The organism is Spirosoma oryzae (assembly GCF_003002825.1).
GTDB classification, from domain to species: domain Bacteria; phylum Bacteroidota; class Bacteroidia; order Cytophagales; family Spirosomataceae; genus Spirosoma; species Spirosoma oryzae.
In genome coordinates this window covers 121,222-144,703 of record NZ_PVTE01000001.1, presented here as the reverse complement: position 1 = coordinate 144,703, position 23,482 = coordinate 121,222, and the positions used below count along the sequence as shown (strand labels likewise).

General features: G+C 56.2%; 20 protein-coding genes. 9 read left to right on the top strand and 11 right to left on the bottom strand.

The genetic code is table 11. From position 1 onward, the window contains the following. Window positions 1-84: 84 nt before the first annotated feature. Complete coding sequence (locus CLV58_RS00555) at window positions 85-2,511, bottom strand: FtsX-like permease family protein (RefSeq protein WP_106135815.1); 2,427 nt, start codon at window positions 2,509-2,511, stop codon at window positions 85-87. Window positions 2,512-2,614: 103 nt separating this feature from the next. Here CLV58_RS00555 and CLV58_RS00550 point away from each other — a divergent pair, with 103 nt between their 5' ends. Continuing rightward, window positions 2,615-3,442, top strand: a complete 828-nt coding sequence (locus CLV58_RS00550) for a Fic family protein (protein ID WP_170108616.1) — start codon at window positions 2,615-2,617, stop codon at window positions 3,440-3,442. 239 nt (window positions 3,443-3,681) lie between these two features. Here the strand turns inward: CLV58_RS00550 and CLV58_RS00545 are convergent, their stop codons facing one another. Beyond that, the gene (locus CLV58_RS00545) at window positions 3,682-4,344 is read right to left on the bottom strand and encodes an ABC transporter ATP-binding protein (protein ID WP_106136109.1); all 663 of its coding nucleotides are present in this window, start codon (window positions 4,342-4,344) and stop codon (window positions 3,682-3,684) included. Between the two features lie 118 nt (window positions 4,345-4,462). Between CLV58_RS00545 and CLV58_RS00540 the strand changes: the two genes are divergently transcribed. From CLV58_RS00540 to arsB, 8 genes are all read left to right on the top strand, one after another. Then, window positions 4,463-5,818: a sigma-54-dependent transcriptional regulator gene (locus CLV58_RS00540; protein WP_106136108.1), complete on the top strand. Its 1,356-nt coding sequence runs from the start codon at window positions 4,463-4,465 to the stop codon at window positions 5,816-5,818. Between the two features lies 1 nt (window position 5,819). Further along, entirely contained in the window at window positions 5,820-7,133 is a 1,314-nt protein-coding gene (locus CLV58_RS00535; RefSeq protein WP_106135813.1) for a sensor histidine kinase, read from the top strand. 95 nt (window positions 7,134-7,228) lie between these two features. Then, window positions 7,229-7,648 carry a hypothetical protein gene (locus CLV58_RS00530; RefSeq protein ID WP_106135812.1) on the top strand — a complete coding sequence of 140 codons (420 nt, stop codon included), beginning with the start codon at window positions 7,229-7,231 and terminating at the stop codon, window positions 7,646-7,648. A 528-nt stretch (window positions 7,649-8,176) separates the two neighbouring features. After that, complete coding sequence (locus CLV58_RS00525) at window positions 8,177-8,608, top strand: DUF5958 family protein (RefSeq protein ID WP_106135811.1); 432 nt, start codon at window positions 8,177-8,179, stop codon at window positions 8,606-8,608. A gap of 113 nt (window positions 8,609-8,721) precedes the next feature. Then, window positions 8,722-9,051 (top strand): ArsR/SmtB family transcription factor, encoded by a 330-nt coding sequence (locus CLV58_RS00520; protein ID WP_106135810.1) that lies wholly within the window; start codon window positions 8,722-8,724, stop codon window positions 9,049-9,051. 101 nt (window positions 9,052-9,152) lie between these two features. Next, window positions 9,153-9,584: an arsenate reductase ArsC gene (locus CLV58_RS00515; RefSeq protein WP_106135809.1), complete on the top strand. Its 432-nt coding sequence runs from the start codon at window positions 9,153-9,155 to the stop codon at window positions 9,582-9,584. Beyond that, window positions 9,568-10,014 carry an arsenic resistance N-acetyltransferase ArsN2 gene (gene arsN2, locus CLV58_RS00510; RefSeq protein ID WP_106135808.1) on the top strand — a complete coding sequence of 149 codons (447 nt, stop codon included), beginning with the start codon at window positions 9,568-9,570 and terminating at the stop codon, window positions 10,012-10,014. The genes CLV58_RS00515 and arsN2 overlap by 17 nt, the downstream gene beginning before the upstream one ends. Then, a complete protein-coding gene (gene arsB / locus CLV58_RS00505) occupies window positions 10,011-11,078 on the top strand; it encodes an ACR3 family arsenite efflux transporter (protein ID WP_106135807.1) in 1,068 nt (355 codons plus the stop codon). Before arsN2 ends, arsB begins: the two co-directional genes overlap by 4 nt. 77 nt (window positions 11,079-11,155) lie before the next feature. Here the strand turns inward: arsB and CLV58_RS00500 are convergent, their stop codons facing one another. The 9 genes from CLV58_RS00500 to CLV58_RS00460 all read right to left on the bottom strand — a co-directional run bounded on the left by CLV58_RS00500 (window position 11,156) and on the right by CLV58_RS00460 (window position 23,444). Next, the gene (locus tag CLV58_RS00500; protein ID WP_106135806.1) at window positions 11,156-12,043 is read right to left on the bottom strand and encodes a dienelactone hydrolase family protein; all 888 of its coding nucleotides are present in this window, start codon (window positions 12,041-12,043) and stop codon (window positions 11,156-11,158) included. A 333-nt stretch (window positions 12,044-12,376) separates the two neighbouring features. Then, window positions 12,377-13,756 carry an efflux transporter outer membrane subunit gene (locus CLV58_RS00495; protein ID WP_245882162.1) on the bottom strand — a complete coding sequence of 460 codons (1,380 nt, stop codon included), beginning with the start codon at window positions 13,754-13,756 and terminating at the stop codon, window positions 12,377-12,379. Between the two features lie 179 nt (window positions 13,757-13,935). Further along, window positions 13,936-17,115 (bottom strand): efflux RND transporter permease subunit, encoded by a 3,180-nt coding sequence (locus CLV58_RS00490; RefSeq protein WP_106135804.1) that lies wholly within the window; start codon window positions 17,113-17,115, stop codon window positions 13,936-13,938. Window positions 17,116-17,177: 62 nt separating this feature from the next. Continuing rightward, window positions 17,178-18,341, bottom strand: coding sequence for an efflux RND transporter periplasmic adaptor subunit (locus CLV58_RS00485; protein ID WP_106135803.1), 1,164 nt, complete (start codon window positions 18,339-18,341; stop codon window positions 17,178-17,180). Between the two features lie 132 nt (window positions 18,342-18,473). Beyond that, window positions 18,474-19,214 (bottom strand): LytR/AlgR family response regulator transcription factor, encoded by a 741-nt coding sequence (locus CLV58_RS00480; RefSeq protein WP_106135802.1) that lies wholly within the window; start codon window positions 19,212-19,214, stop codon window positions 18,474-18,476. Next, window positions 19,214-20,260, bottom strand: a complete 1,047-nt coding sequence (locus tag CLV58_RS00475) for a sensor histidine kinase (RefSeq protein ID WP_106135801.1) — start codon at window positions 20,258-20,260, stop codon at window positions 19,214-19,216. Before CLV58_RS00475 ends, CLV58_RS00480 begins: the two co-directional genes overlap by 1 nt. A 204-nt stretch (window positions 20,261-20,464) precedes the next feature. Then, window positions 20,465-21,310, bottom strand: coding sequence for an Rpn family recombination-promoting nuclease/putative transposase (locus CLV58_RS00470; RefSeq protein WP_106135800.1), 846 nt, complete (start codon window positions 21,308-21,310; stop codon window positions 20,465-20,467). A gap of 128 nt (window positions 21,311-21,438) precedes the next feature. Then, a complete protein-coding gene (locus tag CLV58_RS00465; protein WP_106135799.1) occupies window positions 21,439-22,188 on the bottom strand; it encodes an acyl-CoA desaturase in 750 nt (249 codons plus the stop codon). A gap of 374 nt (window positions 22,189-22,562) precedes the next feature. Further along, window positions 22,563-23,444, bottom strand: a complete 882-nt coding sequence (locus CLV58_RS00460; protein WP_106135798.1) for an AraC family transcriptional regulator — start codon at window positions 23,442-23,444, stop codon at window positions 22,563-22,565. Window positions 23,445-23,482: the final 38 nt, after the last annotated feature.

The following is a 23,482-nucleotide window of genomic DNA, read 5'->3' as shown; positions in this document are numbered from 1 at the left end:
ATGATTCATTTACAAGCCCTTTCCCTGAACGCGCAATTTAAAACTGTTCGAAAACGAGCACTTATCGTTCGGATACGAACAGGCTCAATCGGTGCGCAGCGCACGGGCCGGATTGGTTCGGGCTGCCCGTAGCGTGTGTACCAGTACGGTCAGGAGCGTCGTTACCGTCACCAGCAACAGTCCCATCCCCAGCAGGTCGGGCGTGAAGGCAATGTGGGTTTCGTACCGGCTTAGCCACTGATTCATCAACCACCAGACCAAGGGCGTGGCCAGCCCGAAGGCAACGACAAGCAGGTAAGCAAACTCCCGCAGAAAAAGCCATACGATAGCGCCTTCCGACGCACCCACCGCTTTCCGAATGGCAATCTCCCGCGTCCGGCGGCTGGTCAGGAAAATAACCAGACCCAGCAAGCCAACCGTGCCGATCGCGATGGCCACGCCTGCAGCCAGTTGCACGAACCGGAGCTGTTCGGCTTCTTCCGCGTAAAAATTGGTCATGACCTCGTCCAGGTGTACTTCGCCGTAGATGTTATCCGGAAAATAGCGTTCCCAAACGGCCTGCACGCGGGCCATGATAGCGGCTTTTCGACCGGTTGCCAGCCGCAGGTGGCAATTGCTAAAGCTGTTCTGATTGGTGGAGAGCACAGTCGGTAGAACTGGCTTTTTAAACCCCTCCTGCCACCAGTCGCCGACCACCCCAACAATCGGCCTGGTCAGCGTGTCTCTGTACGGAATCGTCAACAGCTTACCGATCACCTGCTCCGGCGATGAGAACCCGAGCATCCGAACGGCCGTTGCGTTGAGCAAAAAGCCACTAACCGTATCGCAGTCCGGCAACTGTCGACCAGCTAGTAGTTTGATGCCAAAGAAAGGGACGTAAGCCGAATCAGCCACCATCGTCACCATCTGGTAGGGTTCCACCGTCGGGCGATCCGCAAATCGAATGGGATATGTATTGATCGTACCACCAATAGGGGGCTTGCTGCTATAACTGACAGCTTCCACCCCGTCGATTTGCAGCAATTCCTGCCGGAATCGGGCGAGGTTCTGATTTCCATTCTGGTATACTGGCAGTGTAACACGCTGGTCGATATAGAAACCGGAGTCGGCCTGAAGCCAGAACGACAACTGCCTGTTCATTACCAGTACCGCCGTGACAAACGCCATGTTGATCGCCAGTTGCCCAATTATCAGCAGTCGACGCAGCGGCAATCCCTGAATCTGCTGCTGTGTAGCCTGCCCGTTCAGCACCAGCACCGGCTTGAATCCTGCCAGCACCAGGCCCGGATACGTGCCCGCCAGCCAGGTAACCAATACGACCAGTCCCAGCAGAAACCCCCAGTCGATCAGGTCGAGCCGGAACGGTACCGGCGTCTGCGTCCACTGCCGCAGGACGGGCAGAAACGAATAGGCCAGCACAATCGCCAGGCCTGCTGCCAGGCTGGTAATCAATACCGTCTCGATCAGAAACTGCCAGAACACGCGTCGACGCGTAGCGCCGATCACGCGCCGAACGCCAATCTCACGGCCCCGGCGCAGGGCCTGCGCGGTAGCCATGTTGATGAAGTTGACACAGGCCGTCAGCAGGAGAAGCCCCCCGATGACCGCCAGAACGAGCAGCACGTCGCCCGGAATACCGGTGTAGTAGTTGGGGGCCGTGTGCTGGGCGGTCAACGGCAGTACCCGGTACTGGTACGTGTCCAGACTGGCCGGGTGCCGCTTTCGGTGGAAGGGAACCAGTTGCTGCGCCAGCCGGGTCACCGATTCAGCCGTTGGCAGCAGTACCCAGCACTGCGTTGGTGAACTGATACCAGCCCACTGGTCCAGCGCCGTTCCGTTATGGGCGTAAAAATCCAGGGTTTTGTAAGAAACGAATAACTCGTACGGCTGATCGGTATTGTCCGGCAGGTCAGCCAGCAGGCCGGTAATGGTCAGTTCCAGCCGGTTGTTCATACACAGGTGCCGACCGATGGGGTTGGCCGTCCCGAAATACTTCCGGGCCAGCCGCCTGGTCACGACGGCAGCGAATGGCTGGCGCAACGACGAATCGGGCGACCCGACCAACCAGCTGTAGTCCAGGATGCGAAAGTAATCCGGTTCGACATACGCCATCGTCCGGGCTTCGGTGAACTTGTTGGTGAGTTGCCCGGCACGGAGTTGCCCGGCATGGAGTTGCCCGGCACGGCTTTCTACCTGAATCAGTCGGTACTCCTGCCCGACCACCATGGCCACCGCCGTCAGCCAGGGCATATCCTGACGCAGGGCCGGGCCGACGGGCGTCGGAATCCCCGACGAATAGGACAAACCACTCATATGCAGTTCAGTTACCAGCCGTACCACCCGGTCAGCCTGCCGATGGTAGCGGTCGACGCTCAGATGAAACCGGATATACCAGAACAGCAGCAGGCAACAGCCGATGGCCAGCGCCAGGCTCACCGTATTCAGGGCGACGTAGGCCGGATGCCGGCGGAGCGTGCCAAGCGCGTAGCGAAAACCAGTCGTGCGTATCATTCCATCAGTTTATGTGGTTCGCTGGCCGATCGCTGACCAATACTATGCCGTAAGACGATACATATTTCAGACTAACTTTGTGTAGCTGCAAATTCATACAATGATGGCATCCGATTCAGCTCCTACATTGCCCCAATTAATTAACCAGTATCGCGAACTTACTGATGGAGTCATCAATTTCGAACTATACAACCAGGTCGTCCATACCCACCATTCGACGGTTATCGAAGGTAGTACACTAACGCTGGCTGAAACCCAGACACTGATCGATAAAGGGCTAACAGCAGGCGGAAAGCCGCTGGCCGACCATCTGATGGTGCTCGATCACCAGCACATTCAGGCGCAGGTACTGGCCTGGGCCGCTGCCCGCGAACCGCTCAACCGGACCCGATTACAAGAGATGGCGGCCGGGGTAATGCGCCAGACAGGCGGCCCCCCCCATACGCTGCTGGGTAGTTTCGATTCGAGCAAAGGGGAGTTTCGTTCGGTAAGCGCAATGGCCGGAAGTCGCATGTTTATGGATGCCCGAAAAGTGACAGCCGCTGTCGATCTGTTGCTGAAGGAAATCAATACTGCCCTACCTGATCTGAAAACGATCCGACAGGTCTATGACTTTTCATTTCAGGCTCATTACCAGCTCCTGAGCATTCACCCCTTCGGCGACGGTAACGGTCGTACGTCACGGCTGTTGATGAATTACATACAGCATTACCACAAACTACCGCTAAGCCTGGTGTACGCGCAGGATCGAACGAATTACATCAACGCGCTTGAACAGTCTCGGCGCGATGAATCGACCCAGCCCATCACTGAATTTATGCATGGACAGCTACTCAAATTTCTTAAGGATGAGATTAGCCAGCTCTCTGAACAACAAAAGCCTGTCATAAAACCACCTACTCACAAAGGCGGACTAACCATGTTCTTTTAGAAACGTATCGCCCTGCTGATGTGGGGGTGAACAAAGGCTTTGGACTTCCAGAAAAATACCGGATCGAAGTCCCTTCGTACAGGTCGTTTTGCTACCAGTAGTTTATCCGTACAGCATCGGCTTTTTGTCGGCAGGCTGCTCTCTCCACATAAAAACCAGCCAACCCAGTCAACGGAAAACTTCGTAAACCAAATGCCGGCGGAGCATGCCAAGCGCGTAGCGAAAACCAGTCGTGCGCATTAGTCCGTCAGTTGTCCGTCACGCATCCGCACGATCCGGTGGGCATACAGCGCATCCAGTTCGGAGTGGGTGACCATGATAATCGTCGTACCGGCTTCATTGATGTCCGTCAGCAGCCGCATCACAGCCTCCCGGTTGGCCGAGTCGAGATTACCCGTCGGCTCATCGGCCAGCAGCAACGACGGCCCGACGGCCAACGCTCTGGCGATAGCGGTACGCTGTTGCTGCCCACCCGACAGTTGAGCGGGCCGGTGGTGTCGGCGGTGCATCAGGCGCAGTTGATCGAGCAGGTCAGTCACGCGCCGGCTCCGCTCCTGGCTGGCTACCCCCGCATACAGCAACGGTAGCTCCACGTTTTCGTATATGCTCAATTCGTCGATCAGGTTGAAGCGCTGGAAGATGATGCCGACGTGCCGGTGCCGAAACTGGTCTTTCTGCCGCTCAGTCAGGCGCGTTACGTCGGTCTGGTTGAACAGGTATTGCCCGCCATCGACATCATCGAGCAACCCCAGCAGATTCAGCAAGGTCGATTTGCCGCAGCCCGACGGCCCCATAATCGTCACGAACTCCCCCGCCTGCACCGTCAGCGACAGATTCGCCAACACCGTCGTTGCGCGCGCAGCCGACGGATACGTTTTCTGAATGTGGCGGAGTTCGATCACGGTAGGTCGGGCAACGTCGCGGGATGTTGTATCTTTCCAGTCAAATATAGACGCTTTCGCTCGACGCTCAAGCGCCAACCGGTCGGTTTGGCCTGCACGTCGGGCTATGTGCTTTCCTATGGCTGTACAGTTACTCAAAAAGGCGTCGGTGCTGGTGGTGGATGATGATGCGGACGTGCTGACGTCGATGGCCATGCTGCTGCGTCCTGAAGTTCGTCTTGTTCATACCGAGAAAAACCCCGAACGGTTACCGGCGCTGCTCCGGCAGGAAACCTTCGACCTGATCCTGCTCGACATGAATTACCACCGGGCGGTCAACACCGGCAACGAAGGATTGTACTGGCTTCAGCAGCTGCGCAAGCTGGCCCCGACCTCGGCCGTACTGCTCATCACGGCCTATGCCGATATCGACCTGGCGATCCGGGGGCTGAAAGACGGAGCCGCCGATTTCCTTGTCAAACCCTGGCGCAACGATAAACTACTGACGTCACTGGCCGAAGCCCTTTCCCGACGCCAGGCCACCGACAAGCCGATCAATCAGTCGACAAAGCCGACGCCCCTGCCCCTGCTCGGCGAGTCGACGGCGATGCAGACGCTCCGTCGTACCATCGAAAAGATCGCGCCAACCGATGCCAACGTGCTGATTCTGGGCGAGAACGGTACGGGAAAGGATGTCGTTGCCCGGCTGATTCATGCGCAGTCGATGCGGGCCAGCCAACCGTTCGTCGCCGTTGATCTGGGGGCGCTGAGCGAGAATCTGCTGGAATCCGAACTGTTCGGCTACGTGAAAGGCGCGTTCACCGACGCCCGGCAGGATCGGGTGGGGCGGTTTGAAGCGGCAGCAGACGGCACGCTTTTTCTGGATGAAGTCGGCAATCTGTCACTGGCCGGGCAGACAAAGCTACTGACGGCCCTGCAACAGCGGCAGGTCACGCGGCTGGGTAGTCACACGCCGGTTCCGGTCGACGTGCGGGTGGTGTCGGCGACCAATGCATCGCTTCACCAACTCGTACAGACCGACCGGTTTCGGAAAGACCTGGTGTACCGCCTGAACACCATCGAACTGACGCTGCCACCGCTGCGCGAACGCGGAGACGACATCCGGCTGCTGGCGGAGCATTTTCTGGCGCAATACGCGACCAAATACGGAAAGCCGGTCCCCCGGCTGGAAGGCCGGGCGCTGGCGCGGCTGCTGAACTACCGGTTTCCGGGTAACGTCCGGGAGCTTCAGCATACGATGGAACGGGCCGTCATTCTCAGTGAATCGAGTGCGCTGACCGCCGAGGATCTGGTGTTCTCGTCCGTCGAAACGACCTTGCCTGCCGGGCTCGAAACGACCCAACTGGCGGAACTGGAAAAAGGCATCATTCAGAAGGTCGTCGACAAACATCACGGCAACATCACGAAAGCCGCCAAAGAACTGGGTATCACCCGGATGGCACTGTACCGACGGCTGGGCAAATACGATTTGTAAAATGAACAGGACTGACCTGGCCCTTCCCCTGCGCGCGGGTTTGCTGCTGCTTACGCTGACCGGACTGGCCTACGCGCTGGTAACCCGGCAACCCGTTTACTGGCTACCGATACTCCTGGTAGCGGTTGGGCAGATCTGGGAACTGATGCGCTACCTGAACCGGCAGAACCGGGAGTTGACCGACTTTCTGGACGCGCTCCGCTATCAGGATTTTTCGAGTAATCTGAGCACCGTTCATGCACCGGCTTCCGTGCGGCAGGCGCGTCAGTTGCTGAACCAGATCAACCAGACGTTCAGCGAACTAACCCGCGAGAAGGAGGCCCAGCATTTGTATTTACAGAACGTACTGGCGCTGGTGAACACGGGCATCCTGTCGTATCGCGACGATGATCTGGCGGTGGGCTGGATGAACGAGTCGCTGAAGCGGCTGCTTCAGGTGCCGTACGTCAACACGCTGGAAGGCTTCCGGCGTCGCAATCCCGCCCTGCACGCGCAGTTGCTGGCGCTGCGACCGGGTGAAAGCAAGGTGTTTAAAGTGGGCGCGCAGGCCGTGCTACTATCGGCCACGGCCTTTACGGATGAGACCGGGCGCTGGCGGCTGGTTGCCTTTCAGCCCATGAGCGAAGCGCTGGAAGCCAACGAAGCCCTGGCCTACCAGAAAATCCTGCGGGTACTCAACCACGAAATCATGAACTCGATCGCGCCGATTGCGTCGCTGGCAGAAACCCTGCACAAGCGGCTGCACACGGAGCCGGCCACAGTGGACGAGTTGCGGACGGGCATCGGCGTTATCCGTACTCGCAGCGAGGGACTGCTTCAGTTTTCGCAGACGTATCGGAACCTGAGCAAATTTTCGACGGCATCGCTTCAGCCGGTGCGCGTCATCGACCTGATCGAATCCGTACTGACGCTGTTTGAGCCGACTCTTGCGCAACGCGACATCGACCCCGACGTCATCGTACCGGACATGGACATGGTCGTACTGGCGGACCCGGTATTGATCGAGCAGGTACTCATCAACCTGCTGACCAACGCGCTGGATGCGCTACGCGATCAGGCAGCCCCAACCCTGGCCATCACGGCATTGCCCAACGACGAGCATCGCCCACTGGTGTCCATTGCCGACAACGGACCGGGTATTCCCGACGAGCTGATCGACGAGATTTTCGTCCCTTTTTTTACGACAAAGCCGCACGGCAGCGGCATTGGTCTTAGCCTGTCGCGGCAGATCATGCAGCTACACCGGGGCAGCATTCAACTACAGTCCACCGTAGGAAAGGGCAGCACCTTCAGCTTACTGTTTAGTACTTCGTAGTCCGTTTAGCGCCTATAAATGGGCTTGTTTGGCCTATCATGATCTACCTAGGCAGAAAAGAAGCTACATGTTCTCACCTAATTGTATATGTCAGAATGGTAAAAGAATTATTACTCATTCCCTTTTTGGTTTTCGCCTGTATCTACACAGTTCATGGGCAGTTTATGAACGGCGTATCGAGTTATTTTAAGACACCAAATGGAAACAGTATTTGTGATGGTACTGAAGTAAGTGACTATATAAATGCGCCTGTGGGCAAATTAGATAAGTGGTACTTTTACAAAGACCGGATAATTGGCATAGGTGATTCAGGGTACTTTATTTTAGATGAGGTGAATAGTCTAGACCGCTTGTATACGACGTATTCTGAAACAGAGTGGTCGGCCGAAATTGAGCGAAGAGACCTTTCCCCTTACTTTGGACTAAATGGTACACCATGGAAGATGGTAACTGGGGAGAACGCGATCCTTCAGAATTTGATAGACATTGGCTTTTTTATTCTTTCTCAGGAATAAGTTTAGCGCTTGGTTTACTCGTATACAGATCAGCCAAACCGCTCGATAACAGGAATTTTATTTATGGCTTTTATCTGCTCATCACCTTACGAGTCTGGTTATTTCTATCAACTGACTGGGTAACCAGTTTTTAGTTAATGTCATCTATCAATCAGCAAATTGCATCTACGGGATGAATCCTTGCACAAGAAACATTCTTTTAATAAACTGATATCATCACCGGTATAATTTCTCGAATAGCTTAACAATCTATTTCTTACCCATCTACAGGAAATATATGTCCAGAATAATTGCCCTTCTCTTCGGTACCTTCTTCGTTTTGGGTGCGTTGATGTGCTTTCAAACAGGCTTGATGACCTCAGGATTCAGCTGGTTCTGGATTGGGGGGCTTATCAGCTTATCAGTCGGCCTCTTATTCTTCCGGCTGTTCAGAAAATGGCGTCATTGATCAACCGCATAGGCGTATCGATGTCAGAATGATAGTCCGAATGACTTGTTAACAGAAGTACAAATCAGCAAGACGAAGACATGACTTTTCAGGAGACGCTTTTCAACAGTTATGCGCATGGCGTTACCAGCGTCGAGCAGTGTCAGGCCTGGTTCAGCACGCTCGACATCGACGAACAGCAGCAGGCACTCCGTAATGTGCTGTCCCTGCTGATTCAGGCTCATCCCAGCCCCGCTATGATTCAACAGGCAGCGACCGACGGCCCCATCAAACCAACCATGACGCCGGTAGTCATCCTACTCAAGCACAGTTTAGCCGTCGCGGTGACCAAACTAGAACGCCTGCCAAACAGCGAGTCATCAAAGTCCTTTGCACTCGCTTTGTTTATCTTCGGACAAGCGGATCGGCACCGCCGGGCGGTTGTCTGTCAAGCCGGATGCAGCCACGAATGGCATCAGTTTGATTATCAGGCCTGGGCTTTAGCTAATGCTACCTCGCTTAGTTTCATCTAGCAAATCGATTCTTGATTACCAGTTGATACCGGATGATAAAATAGATAGTGCCAACAGTCTAAAACTTATATCGTAATAATACGATAATCAAACTAGCCACTTATCTTTGCCGCATGGGTGTAACGAAGACCGAAATATTTACGGACGAACAGAACCGGATCGCTGATCTGGCCAAAGCCTTTGCTCATCCGGCGCGGGTGGCTATCCTGCAACTACTGGCTCAGAAGAAAGCCTGCGTCTGCGGTGATCTGGTCGATGAACTCCCGCTGGCCCAGGCTACCGTGTCGCAGCATTTGAAAGAACTGAAACGCATTGGTATCATTCAGGGCGAGATCAATCCGCCCCGCGTCTGTTACTGCATCAACGAGACCGTGTGGGAAGAAGCGCGCCACGTCTTCGGATCGGCGTTCGACACCTACGTAGCAACCACCAGATGCTGCTAGGCAGGTGGTTCTTTTTTACCCAAGCCAATCGCAATATTACAATAAACCAATAAATAAGCTGGCTGGCAATGGCTCCGTAAACCGACCAGCCCACGACGACGATGATCCGTATTCTTGTTCTCTGCACGGGTAATTCCGCCCGCTCGCAACTGGCCCAGGGCTATTTGCAACATTTCGCCGGCAACCGGGCCGAGGTATACAGTGCCGGTGTTGCTCCGCACGGGGTGAATCCGCTGGCCGTTCAGGTGATGGCTGAAGATGGCATCGACATAGCCCACCATACCTCGAACCATGCCGATGAGTATCTGGACATTCCATTCGATTACGTGATTACGGTCTGCGACAATGCCCGCGAGCAGTGCCCCATTTACCCGTCGAATGCCACGACGATTCACCACAGCTTCCCTGATCCGGGCCACCAGCCCGGCGTGGACGCGCTCACGTCGTTCCGGCAGGTACGTGACCAGATCAAGTACTTCGCGCAGGACTTTATCGCCACCCGGCTTCCCGAAAACGATGGCCCTGCGCATTGACACCGCGCGACCTGATGAGCGAGAAGCCGTTACCACGCTACTACGGAAAACAGGGTTACTCACGGATGATCTGCCAACAGATCTGTCGGGCTTTATCCTTGCGTGGGACGGTGATGAGCTGGTGGGTGTGGCGGGTCTGGAACATCATGCAGCCGTGGGCCTGCTACGGTCGGTAGCCGTCGATCCGGCGCACCGGAACACGGGTATGGCGGCTCAGTTGATCGAACGCTTACTTGCCACGGCCGATGCGGCACACATACAGCCGATTTACCTGATTACCACCACGGCCGAACGTTATTTCAGCCGCCATGCCTTTACGCCCGTTCATCGGGACGACGTGCCGGACGCTATCCGGCAAACCCGACAGTTCAGCGGTCTGTGCCCGGCATCGGCCGTTGTGATGAAACGAATCGCTCCGCAACCCCTATGAGTGCATCCCGTCTTTCTTTTCTCGACCGTTTTCTGACCCTTTGGATTTTTCTGGCCATGCTGGTCGGGGTCGGTATCGGGTATTTCTTTCCGCAATCGCAGGCGTTTATCAATAGCTTTTCATCCGGCACGACAGCGCGGCTGACCGTCAATGTACCGCTGGCGCTCGGGTTGATCCTGATGATGTATCCTCCGCTGGCCAAGGTCCGCTATGAGGAGTTGCCCAAGGTGTTCGCCAACACGAAAATACTGGCGCTGTCACTGGCCCAAAACTGGGTGATCGGCCCGCTGCTGATGTTCGGCCTTGCCGTTTTGTTTCTGCCCGACAAGCCCGATTACATGACCGGCCTGATTATGATCGGTATTGCCCGCTGTATCGCGATGGTCATTGTCTGGAGCGATCTGGCGGGTGGCGACCGATTGTATACCGCTGGTCTGGTGGCGTTCAACAGTATTTTTCAGGTGCTGTTTTATTCCGTCTATGCCTGGCTCTTCGTTACGGTGTTGCCGCCCCTGTTTGGTCTACAGGGCTACGACGTACAGATTACGGTCGGTCAGGTAGCCAGTAGTGTGTTCGTCTACCTGGGCATTCCGTTTCTGATGGGCCTGCTATCGCGGCTGGTGCTGACCCGCCTGTATGGTCAGCAGTGGTACGAGCAAACATTTCTACCGGCGATCAGCCCACTCACGCTGCTTGCGTTACTGTTTACGATCTGTCTGATGTTCAGCCTGAAAGGGCAGCTTATCGTATCGATCCCGCTGGACGTACTGCGTATTGCCATTCCGCTGTCGATTTACTTCGCGCTGATGTTCTTCTCGGCCTTCTATCTCTCGAAGCGGGCCGGGGCCGACTACGGTAAAGCGACGTCGCTGGCGTTTACCGCAGCGGGTAACAACTTCGAGTTAGGCATTGCCGTGGCCATTGCGGTATTCGGTATAGACTCCGGTGCTGCCTTCGCAGCTGTCATCGGCCCGCTCATCGAAGTACCGGTGCTGATTCTACTCGTTCGGTTTGTCCGGAAGCAGCAGGTTCACTTTCAACCGCTGGCCCGACTCCCTCGCTGATTTAAAGTAAACGCCCGCTACTGACCATAGCGGGCGTTCGTTTGACAGACCTGACCGGTTTTAAAAACCGGTCAGGTCTAGACCAGTTTCTCGTTGAAAAAGTCGATGGTTCGTTTCCAGGCGAGTTCGGCAGCGGCCTTGTCATAGCGCGGAGTCGTGTCGTTGTGGAAGCCGTGGTTGGCGTTGGCGTACATGTACTCGTGGTACTCCTTGTTGTTGGCTTTGAGCGCAGCTTCGTAGGCGGGCCATCCTTCGTTGACGCGCGTGTCCAGCGCGGCATAGTGCAGTAACAGGGGGGCTTTGATGCTGGGCACCTCGTCGGCGGTTGGTTGTGTGCCGTAGAACGGTACCGCAGCCGACAGACCGGGAATACGTACAGCCATCATGTTGGAAATCCAGCCGCCGAAGCAGAAGCCGACCACGCCGATCTTACCCGTGCAGGCCGGGTGACTTTTCAGGTAGTCATAGGCGGCAATGAAATCTTCCAGCATCTCGTTGCGGTTGCGCTTACTCTGCATTTCCCGCCCCTGCTCGTCGTTACCGGGATAGCCACCCAGGGGCGACAGCGCGTCGGGCGCAATCGAGACAAAACCGGCCAATGCCGCCCGGCGACCGACGTCGGCGATGTAGGGGTTCAGTCCCCGGTTCTCGTGCACGACGACAATCCCGCCCAGTTTCTTTTTGGTATCGGCTGGCATCGACAATTGTCCTTTGATGGTCCCGCCCCCCTTGGGCGACGCATAATTGACCGACTCCGTTTTCAGGCGCGGATCGTCGGCCCGAACCTGAATATTGTCCTGATAATTCGGCATCAGGAAACTCATCAATGAGGTGACCGTCAGCCCGCCGACGGCATAGGCTGACAGCCGCTGTACGAAATCCCGCCGGTCGATCCGGCTGTGGGCGTAGTCGTCGTAGAGGTCGAATACTTCCTGCTTAATGTCTTCTTTGCGTAGGTCGCTCATCTCGGTTGCGGGTTTACCGGTAAAGCCAGTACGTTCATCGATATACCCGGCTTCGGTCGAGCCAGCCGGATCGTTGCCATGCTGGCGATTTCAGGCGTTCTGTGGTATCAGTGGTACCGGTTCTGGAGCACCCGCCGGGCCACAGTGGCCCGGCCCGACCTGAATGGCTAGTTGAGAATACATGAAATGGCTTCGTTTGTCATCCCGAGCCTGCGAGGGATCTTCGCTAATCGCAACTAAAGCCGCCTGTTCGCGAAGATCCCTCGCAGGCTCGGGATGACAAACCGCCGGCTCTGCTGATAGCATATACTAACCTTGTTCTACACAACTACTCTACCGCCAGCCACCGCCCAGTGAGCGGTAGGTTTCGATCATGGCGCCGAGCCGCTGCCGCTTTACATCGGCCAGGGCCAGTTCGGCCTGCAAGGCGTTTCCCTGCGCCGTAATAACCTCCAGATACGTCGCCATGCCGCTTTTAAACAGCAGCTTGGCATTGTTGACGGCTCCCTGCAACGTGCGGGCGCGACTGGTCGCGATACGCTCCTGATCGCGCAGGTTCTCGTTGCGGGTCAGGGCGTTGGCCACTTCACTAACGGCCGTATTCAGCGTCTGCTGAAACTGAATCAGCGCGGCTTCCTGCTGAATGGTAGTCACCTCCAGCTGCGTACGGAGCTGCCGACGCTGGAAGATGGGTTGTACCAGTCCGGCCGCCAGGTTATAAAACAGCGAATTGGGAATCATAAACCAGTTGGCCGCCCGGAATGCGTTCAGTCCACCCGTCCCCGTGATGGTCAGCGCGGGGTACAGACTGGCCTGCGCGACACTGGTACGGGCATTAGCCGCTACCAGCCCCAGTTCGCTGGCCCGGACGTCAGGTCGATTCGCCAGCAACTGGGTCGGCACACCGGTCAGCAGCGTATCGGCGACGGGATACGTCGTCAGGCGGTTACCGCGTGTGATGGTGCCCGGCCAGTCACCCAGCAGCCGACGCAGGCCGTTCTGTTCAATTACCAGCGCCTGTTCGATCTGCGACCGCAGCAGGTCGGCGGCCTGTCGTTGGGCTTCGGCCTGCTGAACGGCCAGTTCAGTTACGTCGCCCGATTGTTTCTGAAACCGGACCAGCCGCACAATGGTATCACCCAACGCCAGATTCCGCCGGGCGACGTCGAGCTGGGCGTCGAGTTGCAGTACGTTGAAATAGCCAGCCGCCACGTTCGACACCAGGTTGGTCCGCACCGCTCTGGCTGCTTCTTCACTTTGCAGAAACTGAGCAATAGTCGCTTCGTTCTGCCGCCGGATGCGCCCCCAGACGTCGATTTCCCACGACAGATTCAGGTTTGCCGAATAGTCTTCCAGGTGGCGCGTACCGATGAAGTTTTCCAGACTCAGCCCGTTCAGGCTGTTCCGCGAGGGCGTCACCGTCGAGGCCGCCAGTTGCCCGTTGAGCGTCGGCAACAAGGCATAGCGCGTCTGCCGGACATAGGCCTGGTTTTCCTCGATGCGCTTGATCGCCAGCCGCAGGTCGAAGTTATGGGTCAGCGCAGTCTCGATCAGGGCCTGCAATTCAGCATCCCGAAAGAACTGCCGCCAGGGCAGTTGCGCCACGCTGCTCGTATCGACGGATGGGCGCTGCCCGTATTGCGCCGGTGCCGGCATGGCTGGGCGCCGGTAATTCTGCCCCACCTTACAACCCGCCGTGAGTAGGGTAATCACTAAAAAACCTATGGATAGGCGAGCCGATAAAACAGGCGTTCGCAACATGAGTATTCTTGGTTACGTGAGTAGTTATTCAGCTTTTTCTGTCATCCCGACGTAGGAGGGATCTTCGGTAGCGGGATAGTTTCTCCCTACTGCGAAGATCCCTCCTGTTGTCGGGATGACAGGAAAAACGGTTAATTGCGGGGCAGGTCAGCGTAGGCGTCTTTGCCCAGCACCGGCTCCTCGTCGGCGGGTTTGGGGCGACGGACTTTTTCCTGAAGCCCCTGAAAAATGACGAACAGTACCGGGATGATGAACAGACCGAACAATACGCCCGTTAGCATCCCGCCCGCCGTACCGATGCTGATCGAGTGGTTCCCCTTGGCCGACGCACCTGTCGCGCTCATCAGCGGAATCAGCCCGACGATGAAGGCAAACGAAGTCATCAGAATCGGGCGCAGGCGCAGTTTGGCCGCATCGAGCGCCGACGCGACCAGCCCCATGCCCGACTGCCGACGCTGCACGGCAAATTCCACGATCAGAATGGCGTTTTTGGCCAGCAGCCCGATCAGCATAATCAGCCCCACCTGTACGTAGATGTTGTTGTCGATACCGGCCAGGTTGATGGCGAGGAACACGCCCAGAATACCGGTCGGGATAGAGAGCAGCACCGCCCAGGGCAGGATGTAGCTTTCGTACTGAGCTGCGAGCAGGAAGTACACGAATACTAGGCTCAGGATAAAGATCAGGCTCGTCTGACTACCGGCGGCAATTTCTTCGCGCGTCATACCCGTCCATTCGTAGGTGTAGCCCACGGGCAGCTTCTGCTTCGCCACTTCCTCTACCGCCCGGATGGCATCGCCCGTGCTGTAGCCGGGTTTGGCCTGCCCGTTGATAGCGACCGACGTGAACAGGTTGTTGCGCGTTACCGACTCCGGCCCGTACACCCGTTTGAGCGTAACGAACGTGGTCATCGGCACCATCTGCCCCGCCTGATTCTTGACGTAGATGCTGTTCAGCGTTGCCGGGTCGGCCCGATAAGGAGCGTCAGCCTGCGCGATCACGCGGTAGAATTTGCCGAAGCGGTTGAAGTCCGACGCAAACGAACTGCCATAATAGACCTGCATGGTTTGCAGAATATCGCTCGTCGACACGCCCAGTTGCTTGGCTTTCTTGACGTCGATGTCGAGTTCGAACTGGGGCGTTCCGGTGTCGAACGTCGTAAACGCAGCCGCGATTTCGGGTCGTTTGCCCAGTTCTTCGATAAAGGCGTTGGCGGTGGCCCCCAGCTTGTCGAGCTTGCCACCGGTGCGGTCCTGAAGGAGCAGTTCAAACCCATCGACGTTGCTGAAGCCGGGCACGGTCGGCATCGTAAACACGTCGACCCGCCCTTCTTCGATACCCGCTACCTGTTTGGCTACGGAATCGACCACCTGCTGCAAGTTTTTCACCGCCCCCCGCTCCGCATACGGTTTGAGGTTGACGAAGCCGGCGGCATACGACGGGCTTTGCGAATTGGCCAGCATGTTCAGCCCGCTGATTTCGATGTGCTGATCGATTGCCGGTATCTTCTTCAGAATCCCGTCGATTTTACTCGTCACTTTCTCGGTCCGCTGCATCGACGCGCCGGCCGGCAATTTCAGCGAGTACGCCAGGAAGCCCTGATCCTCCGACGGGATGAAGCCGGTCGGGGTTGTACGCATCAGCCAGACCGTGACGGCCGTCACCAGCGCCAGTCCGCTCAAAGCCACCCCTTTGTGACGCACCAGGTACCGCAACCCGCCGACGTACCGGTTGGTCAGCGACGTAAAGCCTATGTTGAAAGCCGCAAAGAACCGATTGACAAAGCCTTTTTTCGGCGCATCGTGCTCGTGCTCATGCGTATCTTTCAACAGCAGCGCGCACAGCGCCGGACTGAGCGTAAGGGCGTTGACCGCCGAAATCAGGATGGCGATAGCCAGCGTAAAAGCAAATTGCTGGTAGAATACCCCCGCCGGGCCATTCATAAACCCGACCGGCACGAATACGGCCGCCATCACCAGCGTAATCGATACGATCGCGCCCGAAATTTCCTGCATCGAGCGGATAGTAGCCGCCCGCGCCGATTGTTTTCCCGACGACATCCGGGCGTGCACCGCTTCGACAACTACGATGGCATCATCGACCACGATACCGATAGCCAGCACCAGCGCAAAGAGCGTCAGCAGGTTGATCGTAAAGCCGAAGAGCTTCATGAAAAAGAACGTACCCACGATCGCCACCGGCACGGCAATCGCCGGAATCAGCGTCGACCGGAAGTCCTGCAAAAACAGAAAGACGACGATGAAGACCAGGATAAAGGCTTCGATGAGCGTATGGATAACCTGATCGATCGACTCGTCAAGGAAGGTTTTGGTGCTGTAACCGATGGTGTAGTTGATGCCCTTGGGGAACGCGTCTTTGGCTTTGTCCATGATTGCCAGCGCGGCAATCTGGATGTCGTTGGCGTTAGACCCGGCCATCTGGTTGATCGCAATCCCGACGCTGGGTCGCCCGTTGACGCGCGTACCGCCACTGTAGGTGAACGAACCGAACTCGACGCGGGCGACGTCCTTGAGCAGGATGGTCGATCCGTCGGCATTGGCTTTCAAAACGATATTCTCGTACTGATCGGGCTGGCTCAGCTTGCCCTTGTACTTGATGACGTACTCGAACGATTCCTGACTGCTTTCGCCGATCTTACCAGGAGCCGCTTCCAGATTCTGCTCCCGAATGGCACCCAGTACTTCCTGGGGTGACAGCCCGTACGCAACCAGCCGATCGGGTTTGAGCCAGACCCGCATGGCGTAGTCCTTGACGCCGAAGACCATCACCTGCCCTACCCCGTTGACCCGCTGTAATTCCGGGATCAGGTTGATTTTGGCGTAGTTCTGCAGGAAGGTTTCGTCGTAGGCATCGTCGGTACTGTTGAGCAGCAGAATCATAATCATGCTGTTCTGCTGCTTCTGCGTCGAGATACCGGCCTGAATGACTTCGGCGGGCAGCAAACTGGTGGCTTTGGCCACCCGGTTCTGCACGTTTACAGCCGCCAGATCGGGGTTGGTACCGAGTTTGAAGTACACGTTGATGGCGACCGAGCCATCGTTGCCTGCGGTCGAGGTCATGTACGACATATTTTCGACCCCGTTGATGGCTTCCTCCAGGGGCGTAGCGACCGACCGGGACACTACTTCGGCGTTGGCACCGGGGTACGATGCAGCCACCTGTACGCTGGGGGGCGCAATCTCGGGGAACTGCGTCACCGGCAGCGACACCAGCGATATGACACCCAGGATGACCAGCAGGATCGAAATGACCGTGGCCAGCACCGGGCGTTCAATGAATACTTTTAGCATGAGTTGGTTGAGAATGTCCGGCACTACGTTGACAGCGCCGGACGGGTGAAAAGCCCGACGGTTTAGCGGGTCGGTGCATTCATCGCCGACAGGCTATCGGTTGTCAGGCGGGGCTTGATGGCGTCGCCGTCGCGCAGGCGGTCGATTCCCTGCAACACGATTCGTTCGCCGGGCTGTACGCCCTTCGTGACCAGGTAATCCGTCCCGCTTTTACCGGCTACCTGCAAGGCCCGGCTCACCACTTTATTGCTGTCGGCGAGGGCGTAGACAAAGACCCGGTCCTGCCGTTCGAAGGTCGCTTCCTGCGGCACGACAATCGCCGATGGATGTGGCTCCGGGATGCGGACACGCCCGCTGATCCCCGACCGCAACAGTCCCTGCGGGTTCGGGAAGACGGCCCGGAAACTGATCGCCCCCATCGTCTTGTCGAACTGCCCCGACACTATTTCGATGCGACCCGACCGACCGTAGGTACTGCCGTCGGACAGCAGCAGTTGCACGGGGGGCAGCTTGCGGATCTTGTCGGCCAGGCTACTCCCGGACGCCTGCCGGGTGAAATGCAGGAAATCGGTTTCACCCATGGAGAAGTACGCGTAGATGTCATGCACGTCCGACACCGTCGTCAGCGGCATCACCTCGGCCCGCCCCACCAGACTGCCGACTTTGTACGGCAACCGACCGATGAAGCCACTGGCCGGGGCCGTTATCAGCGTCCGGTTCAGGTTGACACTGGCATTTCCCACCATCGACCGGGCCTGTTCGACATTGGCTTTCGCAGCCGCGTAGGCCGACTGAGCCGCCTTGAGCTGCACGTCCGACACCACGTTGTTTTCGACCAGCGGGGTCAGCCGGCTCACTTCCAGCGCGGCTTTGTCCAGATTGGCCTGTGCCGCCAGCAGGCTCGCTTTGGCGCTGCCCGCCTGCTGCTGGTACGTACGAGTATCGATGCGAAACAGCGGCTGCCCTTTGCGGACGGCGGCCCCTTCGTCGACGTAAATTTTTTCCAGGTAGCCTTCGACCTGTGGCCGAATGTCGACGTTGGTTTTACCTTCCAGTGTGGCGGCAAATTCCTGATAGGTCGTTACCGACGCGGTTTTGACGGTTGCTACGGGTAAGGTCGGCACTTCGACCGGCGGGGTCGTATCGCCCGACGATGAACGGCACCCGACCTGCCCCAGTAGGGTAACTAGACAGATGAGTAAGAGGGGTTTAGGTAAGAATTGCATCAGATCGTCTGTAACAGGTTGTATTCGTAGTACTTGATAATTTTTATTGAGTCTCAGGATAAACAGGCGAATCGGGCCGACAAAGTTCCTGACAAGTGTACATAACGCAGGACTGGGCAGGCCCACCCGTCGTCAGGAATCGGGACCACTGCGGGTCAGCACGTCGTCCAGCCGGGCCTTGTACATGCGGCCAATGGGCAGCTCTTCGTTGTTGATACGGATGTAGGTAGCACTGATCGCCTGAACATGCTCCAGGGCGACGATGAACGATTTATGAATGCGGACGAACCGATCCGGCGGTAGCTTTTCTTCCAGATAGCTGATCCGCAGATAGGACACCAGTTCGGCGTTTTTGGTGTGAATACGGACGTAATCTTTCAGGCTCTCGATCCAGAGAATATCGGCCAGATCGAGCTTGACCATTTCCTTGTCGACCTTGAAATACTGGTATTCCCGCGCTTTCTGGCTGGGTGGCGGAAGCTCGGCCTGCGCAACGGCAGTTGGCAGAAAGCGGTAGATCTTGCCGATCGATTGCAGGAACCGCTCGAACGAAATGGGCTTTACCAGAAAATCGACCACATCGAACTCGTAGCTATCGAGGGCGTATTCACGATAGGCCGTCGTGAAAATCACTTTCGGTCGGTAACCCAGCGGCCGAAGCAGATCGAAACCCGTCAGGCGGGGCATGTGGATGTCCAGAAACAGCACGTCGACCGGCACGCCCGTTGCCGATAGTTGCTGTAGCGTCAGCAGCGCCTGCGTCGGGCTGTTCGACACGCCCACCAGATGCAGATCGGGCAGGCGACCGATGTAGTCGCTGAGCAGGTCGGTGGCCAGTGGCTCATCATCCAGTACAAAGCAGCGAATCGGCATCAGTTCACGTTGAATTTAAGGACGGCCAGAAACAGACTGTCTTCGGGTAGTGTCACCAGCTCGTACTGACCGGGAAACAGAATGTCCAGCCGCTTTCTGAGGTTGGTCAGCCCCAGCCCCGACGCTTCGGGATACGGCTCCGTGTCGGGTACCGAGTTCTCGACCGAAAACACCAGCCGGTCAACGCAACGCGATACGTGCAGCTGAATCCAGCAGTCGGTTTCGGTCCGGGCCGCGCCGTGCTTGAACGCGTTTTCCACGAACGGCAGCAGCAGCAAGGGCGGAATCATCAGGTTGTCAAGCGCCGTCAGCTCGTCGAAGTTCGTCTGCACGTCGAGCCGGTCGCCGTAGCGGAGTTGTTCCAGTGCGATATAGTCCGACAGGTAGCTGATTTCTTTGGCGAGCGGCACCACGGGGCGGTGACTTTCGTGCAGCTGGTAGCTGAGCAGACCCGCCAGCCGTTGCAGCAGACGCGGCATCTGCGCCGGTTGCCGCAGCGACACCGACGTCAGGTTGTTCAGCGTGTTAAAGAGGAAATGGGGCTGCACCTGCGATTGCAGCAGCCGGTACTCAGCGGCCAGTTTTTCCCGGCGGTATGTATCGCTCAACTGCTGCTGTTGCAGCGCATGCCGGGCCAGTTCGATGGCAATAAACAGGCCCGCCACCAGGTGAATTTCCAGCGACTCCGTCAGGATTTTAGGCCAGTACAGCAGTGGTTTCTGTAGTCCTTCCGGGTAGTAGTTCGGGTAAAAGAACAGGTAGTTGATGCACCGTCCCAGCAGGCCGAAGACGATGAGCCCGCCCAGCAGATTCAGCCAGAATCCGGTCATGCGCCCCACAAGCAGATAGCGCCTGACGGTAATGAGCAGGTGCCAGTAGCCGGCCATCATCAGCAGCGGGAAGCTGAGCAGCACGCACCACAGGCTGCTCTTGTAGTCTTCGACGTACGTGCTTGAACTGAGCCACGCAAGCAGGAAGTAACCCAGCCAGAATATACTCTGATACCAAACGCGCCGGTGGGGTTTTGGAAGCCTGAAACGAGTCATACCATCCGCGTCGATTTAAAAACGGATGAACAAAACTACAGGTCAGCGATGGTACTTAACAGCCCTATCGGCCCAACGGCGTTATACCACTCCCCAACCGTCGTTTATTCGACAAACGACGCCTTTACTCGCCCAACGACGCACACACTGATGCTAAGTATGAGTCAGAGACGGTCGGGCCGTCGGTATCTGAGACAATAGGTTCTACTTTTCTTGGGAGATTGTATGAACAAAGTCTTCACTTACGCCAACAGTGTTAGCTATCTGGCTAACCGTTAACATATTTAGACTCAGAAGATTTTTAATCGTATCAACTTCCTTCTGCTCTACTGCCTCTCGTATTTTTTGCTTTTCAGCCTTGACCGCTTCGGCGTTGGCCGCTGTCACACGCGCGAAATACGCTCGTTCCTCTGGCGTCATCTTCCGGGTGTCTAACTCATTAATAGCCCGCTTCAGCCACTCCTCATCCCAGAAAGCTGGATACTGAGTCGGTTCGGTCGTATGCAGTGTCTTCATAGTATATACCAGTTTTTCTAGATCAGTCTCTACCTGGGCTACCTGTTTGTTAAACTTAGCCAATTCTACGGTAATAAAGGTCATTTGAGTATCAATAATTTCGCCCGTTTCGCTACGCAGATTGGCTACCGTGTGAAAATACGCGGTTGGTAAGATTTTTTTGTGCAAAAAGGCAATCATATACAATTTGGGCAGATTTGCGTAATCAAACTCACCCCGTTCAACGACTGTGTTAAATTTATGAAGGGCGTAGAATTTCATCCGTTGCACAAAATGCGGGGCTAAGCCCAACTGCATTTCTACGATAAACTGCGTGCCGTTTTCGTCGGTGCAGGACAGGTCAAAAATGCCGCTGCGACTGTCAATAGTCAGTGCGTCAAACGCATTCTTGTCAAAGTATACTTCACGAATGGGCGTGTCCGATTTGATCAGTGCCTGTAAAGCGGTGCGGAGGAATAAACTATCAGACTCATTGCCAAATGTGGCTTTAAAACCGTAATCGGAAATAATGGGAATATAAACGCCTGTGTTCATACGGCAAAACTGTTCGAATACCAGCGCTTGTTCAGCAATAATCTAGCCGTGCCCGTTAACATCCGTAATATAAACTCATCCTCTCATTCTTCGATATGACAACCAAAGGGCTTTCATAACGTACACCCTCACATATACGCTTCGTCGCGACCCCGGCGGAGCTGGATGATGCGCAGGCTGTTGAGCAGCTTTAGCAGCGGGTAGGCCGGGTCGAATTCGTGCCAGCGGAAGCCGCCGAAGTTCGGCCGGCCACCAAATTTGTGGTGGTTGTTGTGGTACGATTCACCCATCATCAGAAAGTCGAACGGCAGCAGGTTCTTCGCGGTATCGTCGACGGTGAAGTTGGTGTAGCCATAGCGGTGCGCGTACCAGTTGATGATAGCGCCGTGAACCGGTCCCATCAGAAAATGAATCGGCAGCAGCAGAAAAAGCCAGGGCGATGCGGCAAACTGCACATAGACCAGCACGTAAATCGCCATCCAGGCAACCCGCACCAGCCACCGGTCGCCAAACCGCTCCATCCAAGGCCAGTTGGGTACGCCTTTCTTGAACCGCGCCGAAATCGTGTCCCGATCATTGAGGATGTCGTTGTAATACAGCCGGGTCTTCCACATCATATCGAACAGGTTTTTGGAAAACTCCGGTGAATGCGGATCGTCCTGTGTGTCGGCATGAGCATGATGCAGGCGGTGCATGATCCCGTACGCGCGGGGACTGAGAAACGACGATCCCTGCGCGATGAACGTAACGACGTAAAAGACTTTCTCCCAGCCCTTACGCATCGTGAACATCTGATGGGCCGCATAGCGATGAAGAAAAACGGTCTGCATCAGCACCGAGAGGTACCAGTGTACCAGAAAGAAAACCAGGATAATCATAAGCGGGACGATTCGGTAGCGCGCTCTGGTAAGGCAGGCTGGTTTCTGACAGAACAGAAGCGGTTCGTCGGAAACTAGTCCGATAAGCGAGCACAAAATTGACCGGTACCGCTCCCGCTCCCGCTGACCAGCGTCAGCCCACCGTTTGACCTTCGTCAGGTTCGCATCAGGCCATCAGACAGCGGGTGATGACCCGGTCGAACTCACCGATATGATCTCGCGCGTCTACATCATACCGCCGGCAACGTACCGGGAATCCGGCATTCTTCGACACGGAAACCTTCTCCGCCGAAACAGCTACTACAAAGCCCGGCGTCACCCCAGACAACGAACGGTTAAATTGTCTTGCCGATTTGCTGCCCTTCCCTGTTGGCTCAGCGCTTTTCCTGATGGAATCGCTGGTACAGCAGGGGGCTTCGTCCAGTTACAAGTTTAAACTTTTTGTAAAAACACGTGAAGTTGTTGAATCCACTCTCGTAACAGATCTGCTTGATATTCATCCTGCCCTCGATCAGGAGCTTACAGGCGTGCCCGACCCGAATCTCCAGCAGAAACTGCGAATACGACTTTCCCGTGCGTGATTTGAAATACCGACAAAACGAATTTGGTACCAATCCCACCAGCGAGGCTATTTCTGACAGACCGATCTTCTCGCCGAAATGAACAAGCGTATAGGTATAGATCGTGTTGAGCCGCTCGTCTTCGGCTTCCGACGCTTCGTACTGAAAACCCAGCGACGCCAGGTAACTGCTATCGTCCGTTTCGCTGGCCGTCAGCATACATTCCATCAGCCCAATAATGCGGTAAGGATCTTCGGCCTGGTAGAGTTTCTGCATCAGATCAGCGACGCGCTGCCCGATTGATCCCGACAGAGACAAGCCCCGACGCGCCCGGTCCAGGGTGGTCTTGATCGATTTGTTCTCAGGCAGGGCCAGAAACTGATGCCCCCAGAAATCTTCCGTAAAGTGAATAACGGTGGAGTACGGCAACCGACAGGCCTTTGGCTCACCCGGCTCGGTTTCGTCGCGATCATAATACCAGTAGTGGGGCAGATTAGCGCCGACCAGCACCACATCTCCGGCTTTAAATCGACGAATACTATCCCCGACAAACTGCGTACCACTCCCCCGGTGGAAGTAAATCAGCTCAACTTCTTTGTGGCAATGCCAGCGGTTGTTGATGTTCGGAATCAGCTCCTGCCGAACGCTAAAGGACCGGTTCGGTGCCGTGGCTACCTGTAACAGCTGCGGTTTCATACCAATTATGTTGATGACAATGTACGGTAAATGTCTCT